The 26,951-nt window shown below is 67.4% G+C and carries 19 protein-coding genes; 16 read left to right on the plus strand and 3 right to left on the minus strand.

The window, feature by feature from the left end; genetic code table 11:
* Nucleotides 1-336: 336 nt before the first annotated feature.
* Complete coding sequence (locus VGN62_RS05600; RefSeq protein ID WP_327451695.1) at nt 337-3,174, plus strand: pitrilysin family protein; 2,838 nt, start codon at nt 337-339, stop codon at nt 3,172-3,174.
* 95 nt (nt 3,175-3,269) lie between these two features.
* Here the strand turns inward: VGN62_RS05600 and pip are convergent, their stop codons facing one another.
* Nucleotides 3,270-4,361, minus strand: coding sequence for a prolyl aminopeptidase (gene pip, locus VGN62_RS05605; RefSeq protein ID WP_327451696.1), 1,092 nt, complete (start codon nt 4,359-4,361; stop codon nt 3,270-3,272).
* Between the two features lie 229 nt (nt 4,362-4,590).
* Between pip and VGN62_RS05610 the strand changes: the two genes are divergently transcribed.
* The 5 genes from VGN62_RS05610 (at nt 4,591) to VGN62_RS05630 (ending at nt 10,933) form a co-directional block, all read left to right on the plus strand.
* Nucleotides 4,591-4,839, plus strand: a complete 249-nt coding sequence (locus VGN62_RS05610) for a hypothetical protein (protein WP_327451697.1) — start codon at nt 4,591-4,593, stop codon at nt 4,837-4,839.
* A 5-nt stretch (nt 4,840-4,844) separates the two neighbouring features.
* Nucleotides 4,845-6,155: a L,D-transpeptidase family protein gene (locus VGN62_RS05615; protein WP_327451698.1), complete on the plus strand. Its 1,311-nt coding sequence runs from the start codon at nt 4,845-4,847 to the stop codon at nt 6,153-6,155.
* 75 nt (nt 6,156-6,230) lie between these two features.
* Nucleotides 6,231-8,381, plus strand: coding sequence for a S9 family peptidase (locus VGN62_RS05620; RefSeq protein ID WP_327451699.1), 2,151 nt, complete (start codon nt 6,231-6,233; stop codon nt 8,379-8,381).
* 197 nt (nt 8,382-8,578) lie between these two features.
* Nucleotides 8,579-10,177, plus strand: a complete 1,599-nt coding sequence (locus tag VGN62_RS05625) for an ABC-F family ATP-binding cassette domain-containing protein (RefSeq protein ID WP_327451700.1) — start codon at nt 8,579-8,581, stop codon at nt 10,175-10,177.
* A 132-nt stretch (nt 10,178-10,309) separates the two neighbouring features.
* A complete protein-coding gene (locus VGN62_RS05630; RefSeq protein WP_327451701.1) occupies nt 10,310-10,933 on the plus strand; it encodes a helix-turn-helix domain-containing protein in 624 nt (207 codons plus the stop codon).
* On the opposite strand, the gene VGN62_RS05635 is transcribed toward VGN62_RS05630, so the two are convergent.
* The gene (locus tag VGN62_RS05635; protein WP_327451702.1) at nt 10,930-11,592 is read right to left on the minus strand and encodes a glutathione S-transferase family protein; all 663 of its coding nucleotides are present in this window, start codon (nt 11,590-11,592) and stop codon (nt 10,930-10,932) included. The two genes, VGN62_RS05630 and VGN62_RS05635, sit on opposite strands and share 4 nt — an antisense overlap.
* A 170-nt stretch (nt 11,593-11,762) precedes the next feature.
* Between VGN62_RS05635 and VGN62_RS05640 the strand changes: the two genes are divergently transcribed.
* The 9 genes from VGN62_RS05640 to VGN62_RS05680 all read left to right on the plus strand — a co-directional run bounded on the left by VGN62_RS05640 (nt 11,763) and on the right by VGN62_RS05680 (nt 24,907).
* Nucleotides 11,763-13,382, plus strand: coding sequence for a CHASE domain-containing protein (locus tag VGN62_RS05640; RefSeq protein WP_327451703.1), 1,620 nt, complete (start codon nt 11,763-11,765; stop codon nt 13,380-13,382).
* Nucleotides 13,366-16,989 carry a hydantoinase B/oxoprolinase family protein gene (locus VGN62_RS05645; RefSeq protein WP_327451704.1) on the plus strand — a complete coding sequence of 1,208 codons (3,624 nt, stop codon included), beginning with the start codon at nt 13,366-13,368 and terminating at the stop codon, nt 16,987-16,989. Before VGN62_RS05640 ends, VGN62_RS05645 begins: the two co-directional genes overlap by 17 nt.
* Nucleotides 16,990-17,046: 57 nt before the next feature.
* The gene (locus VGN62_RS05650) at nt 17,047-17,730 is read left to right on the plus strand and encodes a DUF969 domain-containing protein (RefSeq protein ID WP_327451705.1); all 684 of its coding nucleotides are present in this window, start codon (nt 17,047-17,049) and stop codon (nt 17,728-17,730) included.
* A complete protein-coding gene (locus VGN62_RS05655; RefSeq protein ID WP_327451706.1) occupies nt 17,727-18,665 on the plus strand; it encodes a DUF979 domain-containing protein in 939 nt (312 codons plus the stop codon). Before VGN62_RS05650 ends, VGN62_RS05655 begins: the two co-directional genes overlap by 4 nt.
* A 158-nt stretch (nt 18,666-18,823) precedes the next feature.
* Entirely contained in the window at nt 18,824-19,816 is a 993-nt protein-coding gene (locus tag VGN62_RS05660) for a DUF2891 domain-containing protein (RefSeq protein ID WP_327452289.1), read from the plus strand.
* Nucleotides 19,817-20,000: 184 nt separating this feature from the next.
* A complete protein-coding gene (locus VGN62_RS05665; RefSeq protein WP_327451707.1) occupies nt 20,001-21,005 on the plus strand; it encodes a LacI family DNA-binding transcriptional regulator in 1,005 nt (334 codons plus the stop codon).
* A gap of 101 nt (nt 21,006-21,106) precedes the next feature.
* On the plus strand, nt 21,107-22,288 hold the full coding sequence (locus VGN62_RS05670; RefSeq protein WP_327451708.1) for a GGDEF domain-containing protein: 1,182 nt from the start codon (nt 21,107-21,109) through the stop codon (nt 22,286-22,288).
* 115 nt (nt 22,289-22,403) lie between these two features.
* Entirely contained in the window at nt 22,404-24,740 is a 2,337-nt protein-coding gene (locus VGN62_RS05675; RefSeq protein WP_327451709.1) for an EAL domain-containing protein, read from the plus strand.
* 5 nt (nt 24,741-24,745) lie between these two features.
* A complete protein-coding gene (locus VGN62_RS05680) occupies nt 24,746-24,907 on the plus strand; it encodes a Flp family type IVb pilin (RefSeq protein ID WP_327451710.1) in 162 nt (53 codons plus the stop codon).
* A 50-nt stretch (nt 24,908-24,957) separates the two neighbouring features.
* Here the strand turns inward: VGN62_RS05680 and VGN62_RS05685 are convergent, their stop codons facing one another.
* Nucleotides 24,958-25,557, minus strand: a complete 600-nt coding sequence (locus VGN62_RS05685) for a hypothetical protein (protein WP_327451711.1) — start codon at nt 25,555-25,557, stop codon at nt 24,958-24,960.
* A 258-nt stretch (nt 25,558-25,815) separates the two neighbouring features.
* On the opposite strand from VGN62_RS05685, the gene VGN62_RS05690 reads away from it, so the two are divergent.
* On the plus strand, nt 25,816-26,736 hold the full coding sequence (locus VGN62_RS05690) for an IS1595 family transposase (protein ID WP_327451712.1): 921 nt from the start codon (nt 25,816-25,818) through the stop codon (nt 26,734-26,736).
* The last annotated feature ends 215 nt before the right edge of the window (nt 26,737-26,951 follow it).

Consider the following 26,951-nt stretch of genomic DNA (forward strand, 5'->3'; position numbering starts at 1 on the left):
TGGGGTGGTGAGCTGTCACACCCAATATTCGTCATCCCCGCGAAAGCGGGGACCCAGAGCGTGCGTAGGCTGACCCCACACTGGGTTCCCGCTTCCGCGGGAATGACGAAGTTATAAGAACCGAAACGGCCGCAACCGGTCGGTAGCCGCCGCTTGACGCCGCTCAGGACGGAGAAACAGGTCTTCACGGCACGCGGCACCGCCACATCGCGCCCGCCGACGCCCGTCATCCCCGCCCCGTCGGCGCTTCGTAGAACAGCTGTTGACATCGCCCCCGCGCTTGCAAAATTCCCCCATCGACCGGTTTTCCGGCTCAAATTTCGAAGGGGCATCTTCATGAAAGTCTTTCCGTTGCTGGGCGCCGCGACGCTCGCGCTCGCCGCCGCTGTCACCGCCGACGCCCAAACCCCCGCGAAACCCGCGGGCGCCGCCGCGCAGGTGCCGCCGATCGCGTACAAGGAACGCATCCTCGCCAACGGCCTGCGCGTCCTTTCGCTGCAGGATAATTCGACCCCCAATGTCATGGTGTCGGTCTGGTACGACGTCGGGTCGAAGCACGATCCCGAAAAGCGCTCGGGTTTCGCGCACCTGTTCGAACATATCCTCAGCCGCAAGACCGTGAACATGCCGTACAACATGATCAACCGGCTGACCGAGGATGTCGGCGGGGTGCGCAACGCCTCGACCAGCTTCGACCGCACCAACTATTACGAAACCGTCCCCGCGCAATATCTCGAAACGATGCTGTGGACGCACGCCGAGCGCATGGCACGCCCCGTCGTCGACAAGGAGGTGTTCGAGACCGAACGCAATGTCGTGAAAGAGGAACTGCGCCTGCGCGTCCTCGCGCCGCCCTACGGCCGCCTCTTCTTCTTTGCCCTCAGTGAAAACACCTTCGACGTGCTGCCGCACCGCCGCCCGGTGATCGGCACGATCGCCGACCTCGACGCCGCGACGCTCGATGACGCGCGCGCATTCCATGAGGCTTTCTACGGCCCCGACACCGCGACGCTGATCGTGGCGGGCAATTTCGACGAGGCGCGGCTCCAGTCGCTCGTCGACAATTATTTCGGCGCGATCCCCAAGCGCGCGAAGCCGATCCCGCTCGCGATTCCCGGCACCGAACCGCCGATGGCGCCGCGCCGCGTCAATGCGACCGGCCCCAATGTCCCGCTGCCCGCGGTCGGTGCGATCTACAAGGTGCCCGGCGCCGGCCACCCCGACACCGCCGCGCTCGAGGTGATGAACGCGATCCTGTCGAGCGGCGAGAATTCGCGGCTGCACAAGGCGCTCGTACGCACCGGCATGGCGAGCCAGATCGACGCGAGCGTCGATTTCACCGAGGAAGCGGGCGGCCTCACCCCCTTCGCGATTCTCAGCGACGGGCAGGATCCCGAGAAAGTCGCCGCCGCGCTCGATACGGTGCTGACGGGCATCGCATCGGCCGAAGTCTCCGACGCCGAACTCACCGAGGCGAAGACCGAGCTGCTCGCCTCGACGCTCGAGGAACGCGAGACCTTCTCGGGCCGCGCCTTCGAACTCGGCGAGGCGCTCGTCCTCACCGGCGATCCCGCCGCCGCGAACAAGCGCCTCGACGCGATCGCCGCCGTGACCAAGGCCGATGTCGCGCGCGTCGCGAAGCAATATCTCGACCCCAAGGCGCGCGTCGAATTGCGCTACGCCGCGGGCGACGGCGACCCCAAAAGCTGGGCGAACCCCAAGCCAATGCCCGTTTTCCCGAGCGTCCCCGCCGCAACCGGCACGCCCAACGAGCTTGCCGCCGAGGGTGCGCGGCAAGCGCCCCCCGCACCGGCCGCCGCGCCCGCGGTCACCCCGCCGAAAATCGCCGAAAGCCGCCTTTCCAACGGCATCCGCGTCGTCGCGGTCAAGACCGGCAGCGTCCCGCTCGCGACGCTCAGCGTCGTGATCGGCGGCGGCGCGTCGACCGATCCGAAGGGCCGCGCCGGCGTCGCCACCATGGCCGCCGACCTCGCCGCCAAGGGTACCGCCACCCGCTCGGCCGAAGACATCGCCGCCGCGCTCGAAAGCCTCGGCGCGTCGATCAACGCGGGCGCCAGCCCCGACGGCAGCATCTTTTCGGTCACCGCGCCCGCGGCGAACCTCGATGCAGTCGGCACTATCCTCGCCGACGTGATCCGCAACGCCAGCTACCCGCAGGCCGAATTCGACCTCGAACGCAAGCGCATGACCGACGGCCTCCGCGTCGCGCTCAACAATCCCGGCGCGATCGCCGCGATGGTCGCGCAGCCGTTGCTCTACGGCACCGCCCCCTATGGCGGGCAAGCCGGCGGCACGATGAAAAGCCTCGCCGCGATCACCCGCGACGACCTCGTCGCCTATCGCCGCGCCTGGTGGCATCCCGCGAACATGTCGGTCGTCGTCACCGGCGGGATCGAACCCGCCGCGGGCGCCGCGCTCGCAAAGCGCCTGTTCGGCGACTGGAAGCCCGAAGGCCGCGCCCCCGCCCTTCCCAAATCGCGCGCGGGCGCCGCGCTGCCGCCGCGCACGATCGTCGTCGACCTCCCCGGCGCGGGGCAGGCGGCGGTGCTCGCCGCGGTGCGCGGGGTCAGCCGCGCCGACGCCAACTACCCCTCGCTCCTCCTCGCCAATTCGGTGCTCGGCGTCGGCTCGAACGGGCGCCTCTTCAACGAGGTGCGCAGCAAGCGCGCGCTGAGCTACGGCGCGTACAGCTCGATGCCCGCGCGCGCCGACACCGCGCTTTTGAGCGCCAGCGCGCAGACGAAGAACGAAACCGCGACCGAGGTCGCCGAAATCTTCCTGAACGAGTTCAAGCGCCTCGGCGCCGAACCGATCACCGCCGACGCGCTCGCCAAGCGCCGCGCTTTCCTCGAGGGCGCCTATGGCCGCCAGCAGGAAACCGGCGGCGGATATGGCGCGATCGTCGCGGGGCTGATCCTCCAGGGGCTCCAACCCGCCGACGCGCTCGATTACGCCGCGCGGCTCGCCGCGGTGACGCCCGAGGCCGCGAACGCGATCGCGGCGAAGAATGTCACGCCCGAAAATGCATCGCTGATCGTCGTCGGCGACTCCGCCAAGTTCATCGACAAGCTCCGTGCGCTCCGCCCCGACCTCGTCGTCATCCCGGCCGACAAGCTCGATCTGGAGGCGCCGACCCTGGGGGCGACGCCCTAAAAACCGGCAGCGGCACCGGCCCGCTCCCCCGCCCGGCCTCCCCTAGGCTACTATCGTTGGGGAGGCCGGGCGGGGGAGCGGGCCGGTGCCGAATTTCAAACTTTAAGACGCGGTAGCCCGTCCATGATCGCGGTGAGCGCGAGGGCATTCTCGCGCTCCATCGCGCTGTGCCCGGCGTTGGTGACGACATAGGTCGCGGGCTCCGACCCCGCATCGCGCAGCGCCGCGACCAGCCGCGACGCCTGCGTCAGCGGACACACCTCGTCGAAACGCCCGTGCACGATATGGATCGGGATGCCGGCAAGCGTCGCAATATTATCGAAGAAATGTCCCGCGGGGATGAACAGCGCGTTCGCGAAATAATGCGCCTCGATCTGCGCAAAGCTCAACGCGAAATCGGCCTCGCCGAACTTGCCCGTATCGGCGGTCTCGGGAATCATGTTCGAGATCACGCCCTCCCACAACGACCAGGTCAGCGCGGCCTTGAGCTGGCGCTCCTTCTCGGCGTCGTTGGCAGGCACCATGTCGAAAATCGCCTTGTACGATTTCATCACGTCGCCGCGCTCGGCCGGCGTCAGCACCGACAACAGCTCGGCCCATTCATCGGGATATTTCATATAGGCGCCGGGTTCGGTCAGCCCGTACGGATCCTCACCCCATGTCGCGGCATTGCCCTGATAGAGGTAAAGCAGATCCTCGGGCGCGCCGAGGAAGATGCCGCGCAGGATCAGGCTTGCGGTATGTTCGGGGTGCGCGATGGCATAGGCCATCGCGAGCGTGCTCCCCCAACTCCCCCCGAACACGTGCATCGGCCCGCCGATTTCCAGCTCCTCGCGCAATTTCTCGATATCGCCGATCAGGTCGGCGGTCGTATTCTTGGCGAGCGCGACCGCAGGGCCCGCCGACGCCACCGTCGGCTCGCTCTTCCCGCACCCGCGCTGGTCGAACAGGATGACGCGATAGCGCTTCGGATCGAAAAAGCGTGCCATGACCGGCGCGCACGCCCCGCCCGGCCCACCGTGCAGGAACATCACCGGCTCACCGTCGGGATTGCCATATTCCTCCCAGTAAATGCGATGCGCCGGGTCGCGATCGACTTCAAGCCAGCCGAAGTTCAGGCACGGCGGCTGCGGATAGACCCAGTCGTCACCGATCTTGCTCGAAGCCTGCAACCGCGAAAAATCCATGTCCATGCACCCTTGTCGATGATTCCGTTGCCACGGGCCTAAACGGTCGCGGCGCTATGTCCACCGTCTCGCGGGCTGCGGGGAACTTATCGCGCGAGCCATCGTTCAAAAAACACCCCTGATCGCGGGACGGATGACGCGCCCCCAAAGCGGCGCATGGCTGAAATTCCGGGGTTGGGCACGCGCGCATGGAAAGCGATTTCCATGGGCATCAAAAAGGAGTGGTCTCATGCGTTTCCAACCCATTTTGCTCGGTGCGCTCGGCGCACTGGCGCTCTCCGCCTGTTCGCAAAAGGAAAATGTCGCGATGGCACCGCCCCCGCCGCCGGGTGCGGTGCCGGGAAGCGTTGCCGCCGACCGCGACGGCGACGGCATCATCGACGGCTATTATACCGCCGACGGCATCTATCATCCGAACTATGTGCCGCCGCCGCCCCCGCCGCCGCCCGCCCCGTCGCGGTTGGGAGAACGCGGCTGATTACGTTGTTTCGGGGGACGCAGCGCCGCTGCGCCCCCCTTTTCCTGATCGGACTGGCGCTCGGCACGCCCCTCGCCCCGCCCGTCCTCGCGGCGCCCGCAGCACAGGGGGCGGCGATCCCGCTCGCCGGCGCAATCCGCGAAGAAGCCGGCGGCGACGTCAAACGCTTCTACGCCGCACGCAATTTCAAGCCGCTCTGGCTCCGCGCGGGCAAGCTCGGGCCCGAGGCGGTAACGCTGCTCGGCTATCTTTCGACTGCGTCGCGCGACGGTCTCAAATCTTCATCCTACGACCTTGAAAAGCTCGAAGCGCTGATCGCCCGCGCCCGCGGCGGCGCCCCGCAGGACCTTGCGCGCGCCGAAGTCGCGCTCTCGACCGCCTTCGCGCGCTATGTCCGCGACATGCGCAGCCCCGGAGCCGCGAAGATGGACTATGCCGACAAGTCGCTTCGCCCCAGGAAGGCCGACCCCGAAACGGTGCTTCGCGCCGCCGCCTTCCCCAAGGATTTCGGCGCCTATATGAAAAACATGGGTTGGATGAGCGAACATTATGTCCGCCTCCGCACCCTGATGGGCCGCGCTTTGGCGCAGGGGACCTCGAAGGACGCGATGGCGCGCCTTCGCCTCAACCTCGACCGCGCGCGCCTCCTGCCCGGCCCCTATACGCACCATATCGTCGTCGACGCCTCGTCGGGGCAGCTCTACTATTATGACGCAGGCAAGCGCGCGGGGTCGATGAAGGTCGTCGTCGGCGCCCCCGAAACGCAGACCCCGATGCTCGCGGGCAAGCTCCAATGGGCGATCCTCAACCCCTATTGGAACGTCCCCGACTATCTCGCCCAAAAAAGCATCGCCCCCAAGGTTCTCGCCGGGCGCAGCCTCGCCTCGCTGCGCATGGAGGCGCTCTCCGACTGGGGTCCCAACCCGCGCAAGCTCGACGCCTCCGAAATCGACTGGCCCGCGGTCGCCGCGGGCGACGAGGTGCTGCGCCTCCGCGAACTGCCCGGCGGCGCCAATTCGATGGGCCGCGTCAAATTCCTCTTCCCCAATGACGAGGGCATCTACCTTCACGACACCCCCGAACGCGCACTGCTCAAAAAAACCGACCGCCATTTTTCGAACGGCTGCATCCGCCTCGAGAATGCGGCCGTGCTTGGCCAGTGGCTGCTCCACCGCTCGATCGTGACCAAATCGAAAGCCCCCGAACAGGCGGTCGCGCTGCCCGTCGAGGTCCCCGTCTACCTCACCTATATCACCGCGATCACGACCGATCGCGGCCTCGCCTTCCGCGACGATGTCTACGGCCGCGACAGCTGAGGGGCTGCCGGGCGGTTGACCCGCTCCGGCGAAACGTACAGACCTGCCTCCTCACTGAAAAAGGGGCGAATCTTCATGCGCAAACTGGCCATCCTCGGTGCGAGCCTGCTCGCGCTCTCCGCGCAACCGGGTTTCGCGCAGGAAGACCCGGCGGCTACCGCACCCGCCGCGGAAACCGCCGCGCCCGTGTCCGCCGCCGCCGTCGGCAGCGCGCGCAAGGGCCCCGAGCGCCGCCTCACCGGCGCCGACCTCTTCGACATCTCGATCGCCTCCGATCCGCAGATCAGCCCCGACGGCCGCCACATCGCCTATGTCCGCCGCTCGAACGACATCATGACGGACCGCGCGGTCAGCTCGATCTGGCTGATCGACACCGCGACGGGCGAGGAAACCCCCGTCGCAGGCCGCAGCGGCGGCGCCTTTTCGCCGCGCTGGTCGCCCGACGGAAAGCGCCTCGCCTTCGCCTCGACCGAAGGCGGCAGCGCGCAGCTCTGGGTTCGCTGGATGAACGGCGGCGAAGCGGTGCGCCTCACCGGCCTGCCCACCAGCCCGTCGAGCCTGGCCTGGTCCCCCGACGGCCGCTCGATCGCCTATACGATGCTCGTCAAGGACGACGGCCCCAGCTTCGGCTCGGCACCGAAAAACAAGCCCGAGGGCGCGAAATGGGCCGACCCGCTCGAGGTCCACGACCTCCTCGCCTATCGCGCCGACGGCGAAGGCTATCTCGAATCCGGCTTCGAAAAGATTTTCGTCGTCCCCGCGACGGGCGGCTCGCCGCGGCAGCTCACCTTCGGCCCCTATCATGACGGCGGTCCCTTGAGCTGGTCGCGCGACGGCCGCACCCTCTATTTCAGCGCGAACCGCAAACCCGATTGGGAGAAGGACCCGGTCGAGAGCGAAATCCATGCACTCGACGTGGCGAGCGGCGCGGTCACCGCGCTGACCGACCGCAACGGCCCCGACACCAACCCGCTCGTCTCGCCCGACGGCGGCAAGATCGCCTATCTCGGCTTCGACGACAAATTGCGCGCCTATGAGAATACCCAGCTCTACGTCATGAACCGCGACGGATCGGGCAAGCGCGGCCTGACGGCCAATTGGGATTATGGCATCGACGCGATCCAGTGGGCCGCCGACGGCAAGTCACTCTATGCGCAGTACGACGATCATGGCGAAACCAAGGTCGCGCGCATCGGGCTCGACGGCGCGGTGCGCACCGCCGCGACCGGCCTTTCGGGCGGCGGGCTCGACCGGCCTTATACGGGCGGCAGCTTCACCGTGTCCGACGGCGGCGCGATCGCTTTCACCGGCGGCACCGCGACCCGCCCGGCCGAGGTCCAGCTCAATCGCGGCGGCACCGCGCGCATCCTCACCGACCTCAACCGCAGCTTGCGCGAAGTGAAGTCGCTCGGCGAGGTCCGCAAGATCACCGTGGCATCGAGCCACGACGGCAAGACGATCGAGGGCTGGCTGACCCTCCCGCCCGGCTACCGCGACGGCCAGCGCGTGCCGCTGATCCTCGAAATCCATGGCGGCCCCTTCGCGGCCTATGGCGGCCATTTCTCGACCGACAACCAGCTCTACGCCGCGGGCGGCTATGCCGTGCTCTCGGCGAACCCGCGCGGCTCGACCAGCTATGGCGCCGCCTTCGCGAACGAGATCGACAAGCAATATCCCGGCAATGATTATTTCGACCTCATCAGCATCGTCGACCGCGCGATCGAGCTTGGTGTCGCCGATCCCGACGCGCTCTTCGTCACCGGCGGCTCGGGCGGCGGCGTGCTCACCAGCTGGATCGTCGGCAAGACGAACCGCTTCAAGGCGGCGGTCACGCAAAAACCGGTGATCAACTGGACAACGCAGGCGCTCACCGCCGACGGCCCCGGCTTCTTCGGCCCCTATTGGCTCGGCGCCGAGCCGTGGGAAAAGCCCGAACTTTTCTGGTCGCGCTCGCCGCTTTCGCTCGTCGGCAATGTCGAAACCCCGACGCTCGTCATCGTCGGTGCCGAGGATTATCGCACGCCGGTCAGCGAATCCGAACAATATTACACCGCGCTCCGCCTCCGCGGCGTGCCCAGCGCGCTGATCAAGGTGCCCGGCGCCAGCCACGGCAGCATCGCCGCGCGCCCCTCGCAATCGGCCGCGAAGGCCTCGGCGATCCTTGCCTGGTTCGAAAAATACAAGAAAGGCTGGACCCGCCCGGCGGGGGATATGGCGGCAAAATAGGCGAGCCGCCCGCCGCGTCGCCTTAGGGGCGGGAAGCGGGCGTTTTATATATCATCCCGGCGAAGGCCGGCAAAATTTGCACCCAGCCGCCAACCACCCTACATTGGCGGCGCAATCGATCGCATCGGAGTATCTCGTCATGGACAACAACCTGCCCGCAACGCCCCACTGCCTTGCCGCCAGGAAAGTCCATATCCATGCCTTCGATCACCATCTCCAACCTCGGCTGGTCCACGCCTGACGGCCGCGCCGTCCTCTCGGGCCTCGACCTCAACTTCCAGTCCGAACGTGCCGGCATCGTCGGCCGCAACGGCGTCGGCAAGTCGACGCTGCTGCGCCTGCTGACCGGCGAGCTCACGCCCGCGACGGGCAGCATCGCGATCGACGGCAGCATCGCGATGCTGCGCCAGACCGTACAGGTCGCGGCGCACGAAAGCATCGCCGACCTGTTCGGCGCGCGCGCCGGCCTCGCGTTGCTGCGCAAGGCCGAGGCGGGCGCAGCGACGATCGAGGAAATCGGCGACGCCGACTGGACGCTCGAGGCGCGGATCGACGAGGCGCTCGCGGGCGTTGGCCTGCCGCTTCCCGCCGACACCCCGCTTGCCCAGCTCTCGGGCGGCCAGCGTACGCGCGCCGCGCTCGCCGGCGCGATGTTCGCCGCGCCCGATTTCCTGTTGCTCGACGAACCCACCAACAATCTCGACCGCGAAGGGCGCGAAGCCGTGCGCGACCTGCTCGCGGACTGGCGCGGCGGCGCGATCGTGGTCAGCCACGACCGCGAATTGCTCGACGAAATGGACGCGATCGTCGAGCTCACCAGCCTCGGCGGCGCGCGCTATGGCGGCGGCTGGAGCGCCTATCAGGCGCGCAAGGAAATCGAGCACGCGGCGCGCGAAGCCGAACTCGCGGGCGCCGAAAAGGAGCTCGGGCGCGTGCGGCGCCAGGCGCAGGTCACCGCCGAGCGGCAGGCGCGCCGCGACGCAGGCGGGCGGCGCAAGGCCGCGCGCGGCGACGAGCCCGCCATCCTGCTCGGGACGCTGAAGGGGCGTGCCGAGGAAAGCGGCGGCGCGAACCGGCGCCTCGCCGAACGCCAGCGCGCCGAAGCCGAGCAGGCGCGCGAGGCCGCGCGCAGCCGGATCGAGGTCGTCGACCCGCTCGCGATTGCGCTGCCGTCGACCGGCCTGCCTGCATCGCGCACGGTCCTTCAGCTCGACCGGGTGAGCGCCGGCTATGCCCCCGATCAGCCGATCATCGAACATCTGTCGCTCACCCTCACCGGCCCCGAACGCGTGGCGATCACCGGCCCTAACGGCTCGGGCAAGTCGACGCTGCTGGCGCTGATTGCCGGGACGCTCGCGCCCTGGTCGGGCACGGTCCGCGTCGGCGTTCCCTTCGCGCTGTTCGACCAGCGTGTCAGCCTGCTCGATCCGGCGCTGTCGATCGCGGGCAATTTCCTCGCCCTCAATCCGGGGACGACGAACAACCAGTGCCGCGCCGCGCTCGCGCGCTTCCGCTTCCGCGCCGACGCCGCCGACCGCACCGTCGGAACCTTGAGCGGCGGCCAGATGCTCCGCGCCGGCCTCGCCTGCGTCCTCGGCGCACCGCAGCCGCCGCAGCTTTTGATCCTCGACGAGCCCGGCAACCATCTCGATATCGAGTCTTTGACCGCGGTCGAAACCGGCCTCGCCGCCTATGATGGCGCGCTGCTCGTCGTCAGCCACGACACGGCGTTTCTGGGCGCGATCGGGATCAGTCGTCAGATCGGATTGGGCAGCGCCACAAAGGACGAGGCCTAGGATATTCGTGCGGACGCGCCATCTTTCGGCGCACCGGCTAACCTTCTTTTAACCAGCTGATCCCAACAATCGCACATGCCAATTTTCGGACATTTTCTATCCTCCGCACCCGACACCGACAAACGTCACACCGTGCGTCGAAAGCTCAGTCTTCTTACTTCGGGCATTGGGCATGACGGCACCGGTATCGATGTCCAGATCCACAATATCTCGGGAACAGGCCTGCTACTCGAAAGCGACGTCAAGCTGGCGGCCGGTGACAAGATCGAAATCGAGCTTCCGCATGCCGGCGACATAACGGCCCTCGTCATCTGGGCCAGCGGACGGCTTTTCGGTTGCCAGTTCGAAGGCCCTGTATCGCCGGCAACGTTGAGCGCGGTCGAACTCAAGAGCGCCGTCGACTCCGCGCCCGATGTCGACGAGGGATACACGCCCTCGGCGATCGACGAGGCCTTCGGAGCCCGTCTGCAGCAGCTCCGCACCGGCGCGGGACTCAATCAGGCCGAGATCGCCGAGCGGATGGATGTCAGCGCGGCGTCGGTCTCGAGCTGGGAAAAGGGCCGGGCGCGCCCCAAGCATGATCGCATCGAGAAGCTCGCCGCCATTCTCGGCGTCGAGACCTCCGACCTGCTCCAAGACGATCCGCCGGACGGGCCGCCGGACGGGTTGCGGGAACTGGTCGAGCGCAGCCGCGAGCAGATCGCGCGTGCCATGGGCATCGGCGTCGACCAGGTGCGGATCGTCGTCGAGCTCTAGCGAAGAGTCTTCGCCGCCATCACGCGCGCGATCAGCCGCTCTTCCTTCGCGATCCACGGCGCCATGCTCGGCCGCGACAGGATCGCGTCGCTCCATGCCGCAATCTTCGGATGCACCGCCGCGTCGATGCACGCGCCGCAATGGCGGAAATTCATCAATGGTGAGGCGACCGCGAGGTCGGCGAGCGTCAGCCGGTCGCCGACGAGGAAGCCCGACGCCGGGATCGCGCTTTCGAGATAGGCAAGCAGCTTCGGCAGTTCCTCGCCCTCCGCCTGCGCCGCCGCCGCAAGGTCGCCTTCCCGGCCGAGGAATTTCGGTGCGACGATGCGGTTGAAGAACATCTTGCCGCTGCACGCCGCGAACACCGTATCGCCGAATTCTTCCCACCAGATCACCCGCCCGCGCTCCTGCGGGTCGGCGGGGATCAGCGCGGGTTCGGGATATTTCGCCTCCAGATACTGGATGATCGCGCTCGAATCGGCGAGCAGGAAGCCATCATCGTCCATCGCCGGCATCTTGCCGAGGGGCGACGCCGCCTGAAACCCCGGGTCGGGGTCGCCGATCCCGACGCCCTTCAGTTCGAAATCGATTCCCTTTTCACCCAGATATCCCAGCAATTTCCGAACGAACGGCGACACCAGCGAGCCATAGATAATCATCGCGCATCCTCCCTTTGACCGGTGCAGCATAAGCGAAAGGTTGCGCATCGCAACCCGTCCAGCACCGCCGCGCCACCATGTGCGAAATGGGCTTGCCATCGACCGCGCACCATGGAACATCCGGCGCTGGAGGGGGGCGCTGCTACGGCAGCCATCAGGCAGGATAAATAATGCGCCCTTCGTCATGGGCTGATCGGCTGTTGTCGCTGCTGGTCCGTTTCGTCGGGCTGGTAATCCTGCTTGCAACGATTGCGGCCGCCGCCGCCAGCTTCCTTTACAACCAGTCCGACGAGGAGGACCAGGCCGCGCAAGTCGCGGCGCAGGTCAACATGCGGCTACGCGATCATGTCGCGGTGCTCGAAGGCGTGCGCGCCCTCTACCAGTCGGACAGCGCCGCGAGCGGCCCCGGCATCCGCGCCTATCTGGGCGCGCTCCAGCCGCAGGTCCGTGCGCCGGGGATGGAAGGGGTCGGCATCGCCGCGGCAATGCGCGCCGCCACCCCCGCCGCGCTCGAAGCCAAGCTCCGCGAGAATTATGGCGAGGACATCAAGGTCTGGCCGACGACCGACCAGCCGATCGGCTTCGCGGTCGTCCTCGTCGAACCCTATACACCGCGCCGCCACGTCGCGCTGGGGTTCGATATGTACAGCGAACCGGTGCGCCGCGAGGCGATGCGCCGCGCCTGGCAAACCGGCCAGCCGGCGGCCAGCGGGATCGTCCAGCTCGCACAGGAACGCGCGGCGAAGGTCAAGCAGCCGGGCTTCCTGATCTACCTCCCCGTCTATGCGCGGGCTCCCGCCGGAGCTGGCCCCGGCGACGTCGTCACGGCCGACGGTGTGCGCCCGATCGAAGCCTTTGTTTATGCGCCGTTCCGCACCCGCGACATGATGAACGCCGTCCTCGGGTCGCAGCTAAAGGGGGTCGACGGGCTCGAAATCTATGCCGGCGAAGGGCCGTCGGCGCCGCTCGTCTTTCGCAAGGGCAAGGTCGGCTGGGACGCGCACGAGCAGAAATTGCGCGTCGCCGACCGCATCTGGACGATGCGTATTTCCTACGGCCGGTTCCTCGAACGCCTCGGCCGTCCCCTCGGCATCTTCATCTTCGGCGTCGCGCTCGCCCTGCTCGCGACGCAGCTCCACCGCGTCCAGCGGCGGCGCCTCACTGCCTTCCAGGCACTCGCCGCCCAGAAGGCGCGCCATGCCGAGGATCGCGAGCTGATGATCGGCGAGATGGCGCACCGGATGAAAAATGCCTTCGCGCGCATCGGTGCGCTCGCGCGCATCACGCTGCGCGAATCTCAAAGTCTCGAAGAGTTCGAGACAAAATTCGACGGCCGGATGCGCGCGCTGTCTGACGCCAAGCAGATGCTCGTCACCGGCGCCGTCGACAGCGTCGAACTCGGCCGGATCGTCCACCGCGAGCTTGAACTCGCGGGACGGTCGCCCGACCAGCTCGCCGCGGTCTCCGGTCCCGAGGTCCGCCTCGACGACGAGGGCGCGCAGGCGCTCTCGCTCGCGGTGCACGAATTTGTCACCAACAGCATCAAATATGGCGCGCTCGCCGGCGAGGGCGATCTCGCGGTCAGCTGGCGCCGCATCGGCGACGACATCGAGCTCAGCTGGGTCGAAAGCAATCTTCGCGAAACGCCGCACATCGACGCCGAAAGCTTCGGGACCCAGTTCATCCGTACGTTGATCGAGCGCCAATTGAAGGGCAGCTGGCAGCGCACAGCGATTGACAACAGCCTCGCCATCGTCATTCGCTGGCCGGACAATGGCACCCCCGACTGATCATCGCTGGCAGATCTGGATCGACCGCGGCGGCACCTTCACCGATGTCGTCGCGCGAAGCCCTGACGGTACCGTCGTCACGACCAAATATCTCAGCGAAGATCCTGCGCGCCCCGGCGATGCGGCGGTCAATGCGATCCGCGATCTCACCGGCGCAGGGGACGGCGCATTACCCCCGCTCGCGATCCGCATGGGTTCGACCGTCGCGACCAACGCGCTGCTCGAACGCAAGGGTGAACCGACCCTGCTCGCGATCACCCAGGGTTTCGGCGACGCGCTCACCATCGGCTACCAGGACCGCCCCGAGCTGTTCGCGCGTAAACTGGACCGCATCCCGCCGCCGCACGCCGCGGTCGCCGAAATCGTCGAGCGCATCGGCCCCGATGGCGATATCCTGACACCGCTCGATGAGAACGCCGCGCGCGCATCGCTGCAAGCCGCCCGCGACCGCGGCATCACCGCCATCGCGATCGTCCTGATGCACGGCTATCGCTACCCGGCGCACGAGCTGCGCCTCGCCGACATCGCGCGCGAAACGGGCTTCACCCAAATCTCGACCAGCCATGACGTCAGCGCGCTGATCAAGCTGGTCGGCCGCGGCGATACGACGCTCGCCGACGCTTACCTGTCGCCGGTGCTGCGCCACTATGTCGACCAGTTCGTCGGACAACTCGGTGAGGGCATCGACCCCCAGTTCATGAAAAGCTCGGGCGGCCTCGCGTCCGCCGCTGCCTTCCACGGCCGCGACGCCATCCTTTCGGGCCCCGCGGGCGGCATCGTCGGCATGGTGGGCAGCGCCGCGCCCTTGGGCAAGTCCCGCCTGATCGGCTTCGACATGGGCGGCACCTCGACCGACGTCAGCCACTACGCCGGCCGCCTCGAACGCGATAACGAGACGGTCGTCGCGGGCACGCGCATCCGCGCCCCGATGCTGCGCATCCACACGGTCGCGGCAGGGGGCGGGTCGATCTGCCGCTGGGACGGCGCGCGCCTCACCGTCGGCCCCGAAAGCGCGGGCGCCAACCCCGGCCCCGCCGCCTATGGCCGCGGCGGCCCGCTCACCGTCACCGATTGCAACGTCCTGCTCGGCAAGATCCAGCCCGATCATTTCCCCCGGCTCTTCGGCCCCGCAGGCGACCAGCCGCTCGACCGCGATGTCGTCGTGCAGAAGTTCGCCGCGATGGCGGCCGAGATAGGGACCATCACGCCCGAAGCGCTCGCCGAAGGCCTGCTCAGAATCGCGGTCCAGCAGATGGCGAATGCTATCAAACGTATCACCATCGCGCGCGGCCACGATGTATCGCAGGGCTACAGCCTCACCGGCTTCGGCGGCGCCGCGGGCCAGCATGTCTGTCTCGTGGCCGACGCGCTCGGCATCGACGAAATCCTGCTCCACCCGCTTGCGGGCGTACTCTCGGCCTATGGCATGGGCCTCGCGCGCCCCTCGGCGATCCGCGAGCGCACGCTGGGCGCAAAGCTCGACGAGGATTGCGCGGCGATGCTCGCGGACGCCGAAACCGAACTGTCGGAACAGGCCCGCGCCGACCTTGCGACCGGCGCCGAAACCGCCCGCGAAACGCTGCTCTTCGTCCGCCTCACCGACAGCGACAATGCGATTGAGCTCCCGCTCGCCCCGCCCGCCGAAATCGCAGAGGCCTTCGCCGCCGCATTCCGCCAGCGCTTCGGCTATGCCCCGCATAGCAACCTCGTCGTCGATCGCATCCGTGTCGAGCTCACCGAAACGGGCGGCGCGCCCGCAACGCTGCCCGCGCCAGTGGCGACGGCGGAAACCGCCCCCGAGACCGTGACCGCCTGGCTCGCCGGCGCGGCGCACGACGTTCCGCTCCACCAGCGCGGCGCCCTCGCCCCCGGCCGCACCCTTGCCGGCCCCGCGATCATCATCGACGCGCTTTCGACGACCATCGTCGAACCCGGCTGGAACGCCGCGGTCCAGAGCGAGGGCAGCTTGCTCCTCACCCGCACCCGCGCCGCCGAAACGCCCGCCGCCGAGACGGAAGACCTCGCCGCCCCCGACCCGATCCGCCTCGAAATCTTCAACAGCCTGTTCATGGCGATCGCCGAGGAAATGGGCGGCGCGCTCCAGCACAGCGCCTCGTCGATCAACATCCGCGAGCGGCTCGATTTCTCGTGCGCGATCTTCGACGGCGAGGGCCGCCTCGTCGCGAACGCGCCGCACATGCCCGTCCACCTCGGCTCGATGGGCGAGAGCGTGCGCACGATCCTCCGCCAACGGTCCGGGGCGGACGGCCGACCTGCCGACGGCCGCGGCATCCGGCGCGGCGACGCCTACGCCCTCAACGCCCCCTATGACGGCGGCACCCACCTGCCCGACATCACCGTTATCATGCCGGTGTTTGTCGCCAAAGAAGAGGGGGACGGCGACGCCCCCAGCTTCTTCGTCGCCGCGCGCGGCCACCACGCCGACCTCGGCGGCATCGCGCCCGGATCGATGCCCCCCGACAGCAAGAGCATCGCCGACGAAGGCATTCTCTTCGACAATGTCCTGATCGTCGACGACGGCCATTTCCGCGACGCCGCCGTCGCCGCGCACCTCGTCGACAGCCCATGGCCCGCGCGCAACCCCGCGCTCAACATCGCCGACCTCAAGGCGCAGGTCGCCGCCTGCCAGCGCGGCGCCAGCGCGCTCGCCGACCTTTCCGCCGCACACGGCGCAAAAACCGTCGCCGCCTATATGAAGCACGGACAGGCCCAGGCCGAAGCCGCGGTGCGACAGCTCATCGCGCGCCTCGACGACGGCGCCTTCCGCTATGCGATGGACAATGGCGCCGAGGTTGCCGTCGCCGTGAGAGTCGACCGGACGGCGCGCCATGTCACGATCGACTTCACCGGATCGTCGGCGACGCTCCCCGACAATTTCAACGCGCCGATGCCCGTCGTCCGCGCCGCGGCCCTCTATGTTCTGCGCACGATGCTCGACGACCCGATCCCGATGAACGAGGGCTGCCTCGCGCCCGTCACGCTGATCGTCCCCGACGATTCGATGCTCAGCCCGCGCTATCCCGCCGCGGTCGTCGCGGGCAATGTCGAGACGAGCCAGGTCATCACCGACGCGCTGTTCGCCGCCTTCGGCGCGATGGCCCCCGCGCAGGGAACGATGAACAATTTCACCTTCGGCAATGACGCTTACCAATATTATGAGACGATCGCGGGCGGCTCGGGCGCGGGTCCGGGCTTCAACGGCACCAGCGTCATCCAGACGCATATGACCAACAGCCGGATGACCGACCCCGAAGTCATGGAAACACGCTTCCCCGTGATCGTCGAGGAATTTTCGGTCCGCAAAGGCTCGGGCGGCGCGGGCCGCTGGCACGGCGGCGACGGCGCCACCCGCCGCATCCGCTTTCGCGAGCCGATGGCGGCGAACATCCTCGCGAACCGCCGCCGGATCGCGCCAAAGGGTCTCGCGGGCGGCGAAGACGCCGCACCGGGTCACAACCGGGTCGAACGCACCGACGGCCGCGTCGAGATACTGGCCGCCACCGGGAGCGCCGACCTCGCGGCGGGCGACGCCTTCGTGATCGAAACGCCCGGCGGCGGCGGATACGGGAAACCAGGGGAGAGGTAATTTGGCGACAGCGCGGTCTACCCCACGCGGGGATGACGGGACGAACGGATACCCATCATGCTCGTGCTGATCGGTATCCTCATCATCATCGCGGGCTTCCTGCTCCGCTTTAATCCGCTGCTCGTCATCATGGCTTCGGCGCTCGCGACCGGGCTCGCCGCGGGGCTCGACATCGCCGCGATCATCGCCGCCTTTGGCAAGGCATTCAACGACACGCGCTACGTCTCGATCATCTGGATCGTCCTCCCCGTCATCGGTCTGCTCGAAGCCTATGGGCTGCAGCAACATGCGCGCAGCCTCATCGGCCGGATGAAGGGCGCAACGCTCGGCCGCCTGCTCACCGGCTACCTCCTGCTCCGCCAGGCAATGGCTGCCGTCGGGCTGACCTCGGTTGCGGGCCATGCCCAGACCGTCCGCCCGCTCGTCGCGCCGATGACCGAAGCGGCGGCCGAGGCACAGAATGAGGCGCTCACGGACGACCAGCGCGAGGAAGTGAAAGCCTTCTCCGCCGCGACCGACAATGTCGGCCTCTTCTTCGGCGAAGATATCTTTCTCGCGATCGGCTCGATCCTGCTGATGAAGGGCCTGCTCGAAGGCTATGGCTACGTAATCGAACCGCTGCACTTCTCGCTCTGGGCGATCCCGACCGCGATCGCGGCCTTCCTCATCCACGGTTTCCGTCTCCGCCGCCTCGAGAAACGCATGGCGCAAAAGACCTTGGCGCAGGAGGCGGGCGCATGATCACGCTCGGCTTCGTCTATGTTCTCACGGGCCTCACTTTCGCACTCTTCGCCGCGCTCGGCGTCGCCGACCGCAGCAACCCGAAACGTTTTGGCAACGCCGCCTTCTGGGCGCTGCTCGCGCTCTCGATGCTCGGCGGCGACTGGCTCGGCGACTTCGGCAATGGCCTGCTCGTCCTCGCGCTCGTCGCAATCGCGGGCACCGGCCAGATCGGCCGCGCGCCGGGCGGCGATATTCCCGCCGATATTCAAGCCGAACGCGCCGCGCGCCACGGCCCCTTCCTCCTCCTCGTCGCGCTGATCATCCCCGCGGTTGCGCTCGCGGGCACCTTCCTCTTCAAATGGATCCCCGGCCTCGCCGATCCGAAGCAGGCGACGCTCATCTCGCTCGCGCTCGGCGTGCTCATCGCGCTCGGCGTCGGCATGGCGCGCCTCAAGCCCCCCCTCGTGCTCCCCGCGCAGCAGGGCCGCCGCCTGCTCGATGCCGTCGGCTGGGCCGCAATCCTGCCGCAGATGCTCGCGAGCCTCGGCGCGGTCTTTGCACTCGCCGGCGTCGGCGAAGTCGTCGGCGACCTGATCGGCACCGCGATCCCGCACGGCAGCCTGTTCGGCGCAGTGCTCGCCTACGGGCTCGGCATGGCCTTTTTCACCATGGTGATGGGCAATGCCTTCGCCGCCTTCCCGGTCATGCTCGCGGCGGTCGGCATGCCATTGCTCATCATGCAATATGAAGGCGACCCCGCGGTCGTCGCGGCGATCGGTATGCTCGCAGGCTTCTGCGGCACGCTGATGACCCCGATGGCGGCGAACTTCAATCTCGTCCCCGCCGCCCTGCTCGAACTCAAAAATCCCTATGGGGTGATCAAGGCGCAGATCGGCACCGCGTTGCCCTTGCTCGCGGTGAACATCGTCTTCATCTGGCTTTTCGCCTTCTGAATATCCTCCCTGCGGCGAAGCCGTGGGGAGGGGGGACCGCTCGCGAAGCGAGTGGTGGCGGGGCCACAACAGGCGCACCAAAGCCCCTCCGTCAGCGCTCCGCGCTGCCACCTCCCCATCGCTACGCGACAGGGAGGATCATCTTGGTTAGGACGATAATCATGAATCTCACCCCCGACCATGCCACCCGCTTCGCGACCGCCACCCTCTCGCATCTCGGCCGCGAATATCCGTACAAGATGGACCTCGTCCTCAACGGCCCCGAGGACGCCAGGCCCCCGCGCGAACATCACCCGATCTTCCACGGCAGCTTCGACTGGCACAGCTGCGTCCATGGCTGGTGGCAGATCCTCCGCCTCGCGCGCCGCTTTCCCGATCTCCCCATCGCCGTCGACATCCGCGCTCGCGCCGATGCCATGCTCGTCCCCGAAAAGGTCGCGGGCGAACTCGCCTTCCTCGACCGGCCCTACGCAGCGGCCTTCGAGCGTCCCTATGGCTGGGCGTGGCTCCTCGCGCTCCACGCCGAGGCGGCGCGCCACGACGCACCATGGGCGGCCGCCCTCGAACCGCTCGCCGCCGCTTTCGCCGAGCGCTTCCACGCCTTCTTGCCCAAGCTCACCTACCCCTTGCGCGTCGGCACCCATTTCAACATAGCTTTCGCCCTCCTCCTCGCGCGCCACTGGGCCGAAAGCCGCGACCCCGCACTCGTCACGTTGATCGATGTCCGCGCGCGCGACTGGTTCGCGAACGACCGCGACTGTCAGGCATGGGAGCCCGGCGGCGACGAATTCCTGTCCTCGGCACTTACCGAAGCCCATCTGATGGCCGTCGTCCTCGGCGGCGATTTCGCCGGCTGGTTCGACGCCTTCCTGCCGCGCACCGCGCACGAACAGCCCGCGACGCTCTTCACCCCCGCCACGGTTTCCGACCGCAGCGACGGCAAGATCGCGCATCTCGACGGCCTCAATCTCAGCCGCGCGTGGAGCTGGCGCAGGGTCGCCGCCGCGCTCGGCCCGGCCCACCGCGTCGCCCCGGTTGCAGAAGCCGCCGCGCAGCGCCATCTCGCCGCCGCGCTCCCGCACGTCACCGGCGACTATATGGGCGAGCACTGGCTCGCGAGCTTCGCCTTGCTGGCTTTAGATGATCTCTGATGACACCATCCTCCTTCGTCACCCCGGACTTGATCCGGGGTCCATAGCTCCGGCGCTGCAATGGATGCCGGATCAAGTCCGGCATGACGAAGAAAGGAAATGCTGGCCGCACGCCGATTGACAAGCCCCGCCCTCGCGGCGAGAGACGGCGCAAGGGGGGAGAGAGGCCAAGGTGAACGGAAAGATGCTGCGTCCCACATCGTTCGACGTTGCCGAGCGCGCCGGCGTGTCGCAATCGACCGTGTCGCGTGCGCTCAGGAACAGCCCCGGCGTCAACGCCGAAACGCGCGCGCGTGTCTCTGCCGCGGCGCGCGAACTGGGCTATGTCGTCGATCGCCACGCCTCGTCGCTTCGTCTCAAGAGCAGCGAGACGATCGCGCTCGTCACCATCTGCCGCCCCGGCGAGGATCGCAGCGCGATCAACCCCTTCTATTTCGCGTTGCTCGGCAGCATCGCCGCAGCGACCTCGGCGCGCGGTTTCAACCTGCTCGTCTCGTTCCAGGAAAATCCCGACAATTTCCGCGCCGATTTCGTCGCATCGGGGCTCGCCGACGCGATGATCGTCATCGGCACGACCAGCAACCGCGAAGCGTGGAAATATTTCGCCGATGCGCAGGCGTCGGGCCTCGATTTCGTTTGCTGGGGCAGCCCCGGCAGCCCCTTCCACTGGATGCGCAGCGAAAATGACATCGGCGGGCAGCTCGCCGCCGAACATTTCGTGAAGAGCGGCCGCCGCCACATCGCCTTTGTCGGGCCGCAGCAATCGCCGCAGCGCCAGTTCGACGAGCGCCGCGACGGCTTCACCGCCGCCCTCGCCGCGCACGGGCTCACCCCCGTCGTCGCCGAGCCGCCCGCCGCCGCCGACCGCCACGCGCAGGGCGTCGCCGCAGTGCAGGCGCTGCTCGCTGCGCACCCCGAAACCGACGCGATCTTCGCCGCCTCCGACATGCTCGCCTTGGGCGTGCTTCAGGGCCTCAAGGACGCGGGGCGTCGCGTTCCGCAGGACGTCGCGCTGATCGGCTTCGACGGCATCCGCGCCGGCACGCTTGCCGATCCCGCGCTCACCACGCTCGAACCCGACCTCGACGCCGCGGGCGAGGCGCTCGTCGCGATGGCGCTCGAGGATGACGAGCGCACGCGCAGCGGCACGCGAATTCCCGTCCACCTCGTGGTACGCGGCACGGCCTGAAGCCCGGTTTTCGACGCGTTACCGTGACTTAACTCCCCGAAAAGTAACAAGTCGTTATCTATGCACTGCTACCCGTGCGGGTGGGGGCAGAAAGCGGTAGTGTGAACGGTCAATTTTTCATTTCGCTGCTCAACCCGGGCATCGGCCTGCTCTTCGCCATCGCCTTTTTCCTGCTGTGGCTGAACCGCCGCGAACGCTATGTCGCCTATGCGGCGGGCGCCTACACCGCCTCGGCGCTCGCTTTCCTGATCCAGGACGTCGGCCCCGTGCTGCCGATGGAATTGCAGCGGCTGCCCGCCAATCTCGGCTTCCTCGCGACCGGGGTGCTGTTCGCTGCGGCGATCATCAAACGCTACGCCCTGCCCGTGCCTTGGCGCACGATGGGCGTAACGGTCGCGGTGTCGATCACCGTCTTCCTCTGGTTCCTGCTCGGCCAGCCGGACATCGCCGCGCGCATCCTGTCGATCAGCATCGGCGCAGGCATCATCGCGGCGATGGTCGTCCGCGCGCTGTGGCCGATCGACAAACCCTATCTCATCGATCGCGTGCTCTTCTGGGTCGCCGCGCTCTCGGCGCTGAACCTCATCATCCGTCCCATCGTGCTGCTCTCGCTTGTCGGCGGCTTCGATAATTATGTCGGTTTCCAGCAGTCGGTCTACTGGACCACGGTCCAGTTCAGCCAGGCGATGGTCTCGATCGTCGCGGCGATCAGCCTGATGGTCGCGGTCGCGATCGACCAGATCAGCGAGCTGCGCCGGCAGGTCGACGACGACAATCTGTCGGGCCTGCTCAACCGCCGCGGGTTCGAGGCGCAGGCCGGCGCCGCGCTCCGCCGCTGCATCGACGAGGATCGCCCCGTCGCGCTGATGATCGCCGACCTCGACCATTTCAAGTCGATCAACGACAATCACGGCCACGCGGTCGGCGACGCGATCATTGCCGCCTTCGGCGCGCACGTCCGCCTGATCGGCCCCCCGGGAATGATCGCGGGGCGCATCGGCGGCGAGGAATTCGCGCTGCTCGTCCCCGGCGCGGGGATCGAGGCCGCACGCCAGCTCGCCGAAGCGGTTCGCAAGGGACTCGCCGCGGCCTGTGCCGACCGCATCCCGGCGAGGCTCTGCCCGACGACGAGCATCGGGATCGCGATCGGCGCCCCCGGCACCAGCCTCTCGGCGCTGATGGCCGACGCCGATCAGGCGCTCTACGAGGCAAAGCGAACGGGGCGCAACCGCGTACGCGCCTTCACCCCCAAGGCGATCCGCCTCGCCGCAAACGGCCGCTGATCTTTTAAAGTCAAATATAACAATGGACTGACAGAAAAAAGTATCGACCATATCTGAATAAGATAATCTTTACTCGTTCCCGATAGGAAGCAATACGGGGACCGGGGGGATTATTATGTTCACTGTCCTCGAATGCGTTGCCTATCAGCATGACCTCCGGCTGGTCCTGGTCGCCGCGCTTGTCTGCATCCTCGGCAACGCCTGCCTGTTCGTCATCCTCAACCGGTCGACCTTCTGCATCGACACGCGCCGCCGGCACTGGATCGTCGTCGCGGCGATTGCGCAGGGCGTCGGGGTCTGGGCGACGCACTTCGTCGCGATGCTCGCCTATCGCGGGTCGATGCCGATCCGCTTCGATGCCAGCCTGACCCTGCTGTCGGTCACGATCGCGATCGCATTCTTCTGGGCCGCCTTCCGCTGGCTCGGCGCGGCGCCAACGGCGCGCGATTGCGCGATTGCCGGCGCCGGCGCAGCGGTCGGGGTCGCCGCGATGCACTTCACCGGCATGGCCTCGATCATCGCCCCCGCGCGCGTCACCTACGATGTCGCCCCGATCCTCGTGTCGGCCGCGCTGTCATGGGCGTGTTTCTCCGCCGCGCTCCTCGTCTTTTCGCGCGCGTCGGGGTGGCGCAAGATCGCCCTGCCCGCCGCCTTGTCGGTGCTCGCGATCGTCGCGCTGCATTTCACCGCGATGTCGGCGACGACGCTTGTCCCCGACCCGACGCGCGGCGCCGATCTCGCCGGTTATGCCAGCCGCGACTGGCTGGTGCCCGCGATCGTGTTCGCCAATGCCGCGCTCATCGCGCTCGCGCTCACCGGCTCGCTCGTCGACCGCTGGCTCACCGACGCACACGGCCTCGCCGAAGCGACGCTCGAAGCGCTGGCGATCACGCACGACGGCCGGATCGTAGAGGTCAACGGTCAGCTTTGCGAACTCGCCGGGGTGAGCAGCGGGGCCTTGCTCGGCAGCGCGCCGGGCGACTGGTTCGTCGCGATCGACGGCGGCCCCTTCGACGCACCCGCCGGCTATTCGGCCGAGGCGCGGCTGCGGAACAGCGCCGACGAGGACCAGATCCTCGAAATCGCGACGCGCACGATCGAATATCGCGGCCGCAGCTGCCAGGTCATCGCGATCCGCGACCTGTCCGACCGCAAGCGCGCGCAACGCGCGATCGAGCATCTGGCGTCGCACGACGCGCTGACCGACCTCTCCAACCGCGCGCATTTCATCCACGCGCTCGACGCGGCGATCGATGCGAAGGAACCCTTCGGGCTGCTCGCGCTCGACCTCGACCGGTTCAAGGCGGTGAATGATATCTTCGGCCACGGCGCCGGCGACGAGATTTTGTGCCGCATCGCCGACATCCTCCGCGCCTCGGTGCGCGGCGACGACCTGGTCGCGCGCATCGGCGGCGACGAATTCCTGATCATCCAGAAAGCGGTGTCGAGCCCCGACGACACGCGCAAGCTCGCGGGGCGCATCCTCGAAAATGTCGCGATCGACATGGACGTCGCGCACGATCCGATGGCGGTAGGGGTCAGCATCGGCGTCTCGCTGTTCCCGCAGGACGGCGACAATGCCGAAACGCTCCAGCGCAACGCCGACACCGCGCTCTACCGCGCCAAGAACAACGGCCGCGGCCACGCCGCCTTCTTCGACCAGGAAATGGACGAGATCGCGCGCGAACGCCGCGCGCTCGAACATGACCTGCGCCACGCCATCGCGCGCGGCGAGCTCTACCTCGTCTTCCAGCCGCTCGTCGCCACCGCCTTCGGATCGGTCGTCGGCTATGAGGCGCTGCTGCGCTGGGAGCATCCCGAACGCGGCGATATCCCGCCCGACGATTTCATCCCCGTCGCCGAGGAGATCGGCGCGATCCTCCCGATCGGCGAATGGGTGCTGCGCGAGGCATGCGCGGTCGCCGCGGGCTGGCCCGACAATGTCTCGGTCGCGGTCAATGTGTCGACGATCCAGTTCCAGGTCCCCAACCTGCCCGCGATCGTCCGCGACGCGCTGGCGCAGTCGGGGCTCGACGCCCGCCGGCTCGAGCTCGAGATCACCGAAACCGCCTTCATCCGCAACCGGCAGGCGGCGCTCAAGATCCTGCACGAGATCCGCGCGATGGGCGTGCGCATCGCGATGGACGATTTCGGCACCGGCTATTCGTCGCTGAGCAACCTCAAGGCGTTTCCGTTCGACAAGATCAAGATCGACAAGAGCTTCGTCAGCTCGATCGACGACGACGAGGCGGCGCGCTCGATCGTACGCGCGATCGTCGGGCTGGGGCGCAGCTTCAACATGCCGATCGTCGCCGAGGGTGTCGAGACCGAGGAACAGCGCCAGATGCTGCTCGACGAGGGCTGCCCGCAGGCGCAGGGCTATTTCTTCGGCTATCCCGCGGGCGATCCCTACGCCGCGGAAATCCCGCGCGAAGCGCGCTCGGACGGATGAACCCAATGACAAGCAAACCACGCCTCCTCCGCGACACGCGCGGCGCCACCGCGATCGAATATGGGCTGATCGCCGCGCTGATCGCGCTCGCGTCGATCATCGCCTTCCAGATGCTCGGGCTGAACCTCGCGGCGATCTTCACGACGATCGCCGACGCGCTGCCCTGACCACCGGCGGCGTGGCGCGCGGCGGCAGGGGCGCGCTGCGCGTGTTCCCGCTAATCGGCCTCTTCGCCGCACTTGCTGCAAAGCGGGGTGTTCCACCCGCGCTGTTTGCGCAGGATGGCGAGCCGCGCGATGATCGCCGCGTCGGTCTCTTCGGACGTCGGCCCCTGCACCTTGCCCGCGTCCCAATCGCGGCGCGACTTGTCGAAAACGATGCCGTCGAAATATTCCTCGCGCGACAGGAAACGGTGCCGCACCGCCTCGGGCAGCTCATAGGCTCGCGCCTCCTCCGGCGTCAGCTGAATGTCGCGTCCATTCTTCAGGTCGCCACGTTTCAGCAGCAGCCCCAGCAGCCCGTCCGACGGCACGATCCGCCGCTCGACCTCCTTGCCCCCGCGCAGGATCACCATCTCGCGCCCCTCGACCGCACGCTCGTATGCAACCGCCTCCAGCCCGCGCAGCGCCCGCGCGATCGCCTCGCCGCACGCCGTGTCGAACGGCGCGAACAGCGCGCGCGAGCGATTGACCGAGGTCGTGCTGACCCCCGCGATCCGCGCCGCATCGGTGATGCACCCCGTGCGCCCCAGCGTCGCAAGGAACACCCGCGTCCGCGCCGCCGTCCACCCGTCCGAGCGCACCCGCAGCCCGGGCATGAAGGGATTGGAGTGCTTAGGCCCCTGCCGCCCCTCTTTGATCCCCTCCCGCTTGCGGGAGGGGCAGCGAGACTTGCGGGCTTGCCCGCTAGTCGCAGCGGGGAGGGCATGACCACCCACGCTGCCCGTCTCGCCCGATTTCCCCCGCGAACCCCGCGCCACCTTACGTCCCATAGCTCCATCTCCCGAATCACTGGCAATTATATACTTTACTTAGCAGCGTGAGTGGCGTATCAGGGCTTCAACAGGGAAGAGGCCATGAACATCAATATCACCAACCCCATGTTTCACGACGAAGCCAAGGCGCTGGCGCATCTTGAAGCCTCGCGCTGGCCCGATGGCGCACATTGCCCGCACTGTGGATCGGTTCGCGTTCGTAAGATGGAAGGCAAGACGCAGGCTGGCATGTGGCTCTGCAATGATTGCCGCGACAAGTTCACGGTTCGCACCGGCAGCGTCATGGAGCGTTCGCACGTTCCCCTGCACAAATGGCTCCTTGCTACGCACATCATGGCCGCGTCTAAGAAGGGTATGAGCGCCGCGCAGATGGCCCGCATGATCGGCGTCACCTACAAGACCGCTTGGTTTCTCTGCCATCGCATCCGTGAAGCTATGGACGGTGCCGACAACGGCGGCCCGCTCGGCGGCAACACTCCCACGCGCATTGTCGAAGCCGATGAAACCTATGTCGGTGGCAAAGCCAAGAACCGCGCTTGGGGCAAAATCCCCGAAAAGAAGATCGTCCTGTCACTGGTCGAACGCGAGGGCCACGTTCGCAGCTTCCATATCGCCAACCTCAACGCGAAGAACGTGCGCGCGCTGATCGTCACCAACGTGGACCGCAAGGCCCACCTGATGACCGACGAAAGCAGCATGTATAAGATGGTCGGCCTAGAAATGCGCGCCCACACGTCGGTCAATCACGGCAAGAAGCAGTATGTCCGCCACCAAGGCCTTTCACACAGCAACACCGCCGAAAACTTCTTCTCAATCTTCAAGCGCGGCGTGATCGGCACCTATCACCACATGAGCGAGGCGCACCTTGGCCGCTACTGCCGCGAATTCGATCTTCGCTACAACACTCGCGACATGACGGACGCCGAGCGCGCAGACGTCATCGTAAAGGGCATGATCGGCCGTCGCCTTACCTATCGGCGGATTGACAAACTCGCCGCCTAAATGGGCGGCGATCCCGCGCCTGATCGGCGCGCGTCGCAAGCGCTACTTTGATTGACTCGACTCTTTACGCCGCTTCCCGCTAGCCTTGTGAGGCTTGTGGGGGGTGGCAAACATGCGCTGTAGCGCCGCCTCTCTGCGCGATTGCGTCTCTTCGTCCGAGAAGGTTTCCAATGCTTCTTTGCCAGTTTCCATGGTCAGATACTTCCAAATAGCTG

The sequence above is a fragment of the Sphingopyxis sp. genome, from assembly GCF_035998905.1.
Taxonomy (GTDB): Bacteria; Pseudomonadota; Alphaproteobacteria; order Sphingomonadales; family Sphingomonadaceae; genus Sphingopyxis.

What these genes read in the sequence shown, in the direction of transcription:
- VGN62_RS05600 (WP_327451695.1), top strand. Translation starts at nt 337, where the DNA reads ATGAAAGTCTTTCCGTTGCTGGGCGCCGCGACGCTCGCGCTCGCCGCC.
- pip (WP_327451696.1), bottom strand. Translation starts at nt 4,361, where the DNA reads ATGGATTTTTCGCGGTTGCAGGCTTCGAGCAAGATCGGTGACGACTGG.
- VGN62_RS05610 (WP_327451697.1), top strand. Translation starts at nt 4,591, where the DNA reads ATGCGTTTCCAACCCATTTTGCTCGGTGCGCTCGGCGCACTGGCGCTC.
- VGN62_RS05620 (WP_327451699.1), top strand. Translation starts at nt 6,231, where the DNA reads ATGCGCAAACTGGCCATCCTCGGTGCGAGCCTGCTCGCGCTCTCCGCG.
- VGN62_RS05625 (WP_327451700.1), top strand. Translation starts at nt 8,579, where the DNA reads ATGCCTTCGATCACCATCTCCAACCTCGGCTGGTCCACGCCTGACGGC.
- VGN62_RS05635 (WP_327451702.1), bottom strand. Translation starts at nt 11,592, where the DNA reads ATGATTATCTATGGCTCGCTGGTGTCGCCGTTCGTTCGGAAATTGCTG.
- VGN62_RS05640 (WP_327451703.1), top strand. Translation starts at nt 11,763, where the DNA reads ATGCGCCCTTCGTCATGGGCTGATCGGCTGTTGTCGCTGCTGGTCCGT.
- VGN62_RS05645 (WP_327451704.1), top strand. Translation starts at nt 13,366, where the DNA reads ATGGCACCCCCGACTGATCATCGCTGGCAGATCTGGATCGACCGCGGC.
- VGN62_RS05650 (WP_327451705.1), top strand. Translation starts at nt 17,047, where the DNA reads ATGCTCGTGCTGATCGGTATCCTCATCATCATCGCGGGCTTCCTGCTC.
- VGN62_RS05655 (WP_327451706.1), top strand. Translation starts at nt 17,727, where the DNA reads ATGATCACGCTCGGCTTCGTCTATGTTCTCACGGGCCTCACTTTCGCA.
- VGN62_RS05665 (WP_327451707.1), top strand. Translation starts at nt 20,001, where the DNA reads ATGCTGCGTCCCACATCGTTCGACGTTGCCGAGCGCGCCGGCGTGTCG.
- VGN62_RS05675 (WP_327451709.1), top strand. Translation starts at nt 22,404, where the DNA reads ATGTTCACTGTCCTCGAATGCGTTGCCTATCAGCATGACCTCCGGCTG.
- VGN62_RS05680 (WP_327451710.1), top strand. Translation starts at nt 24,746, where the DNA reads ATGACAAGCAAACCACGCCTCCTCCGCGACACGCGCGGCGCCACCGCG.
- VGN62_RS05685 (WP_327451711.1), bottom strand. Translation starts at nt 25,557, where the DNA reads ATGCCCGGGCTGCGGGTGCGCTCGGACGGGTGGACGGCGGCGCGGACG.
- VGN62_RS05690 (WP_327451712.1), top strand. Translation starts at nt 25,816, where the DNA reads ATGAACATCAATATCACCAACCCCATGTTTCACGACGAAGCCAAGGCG.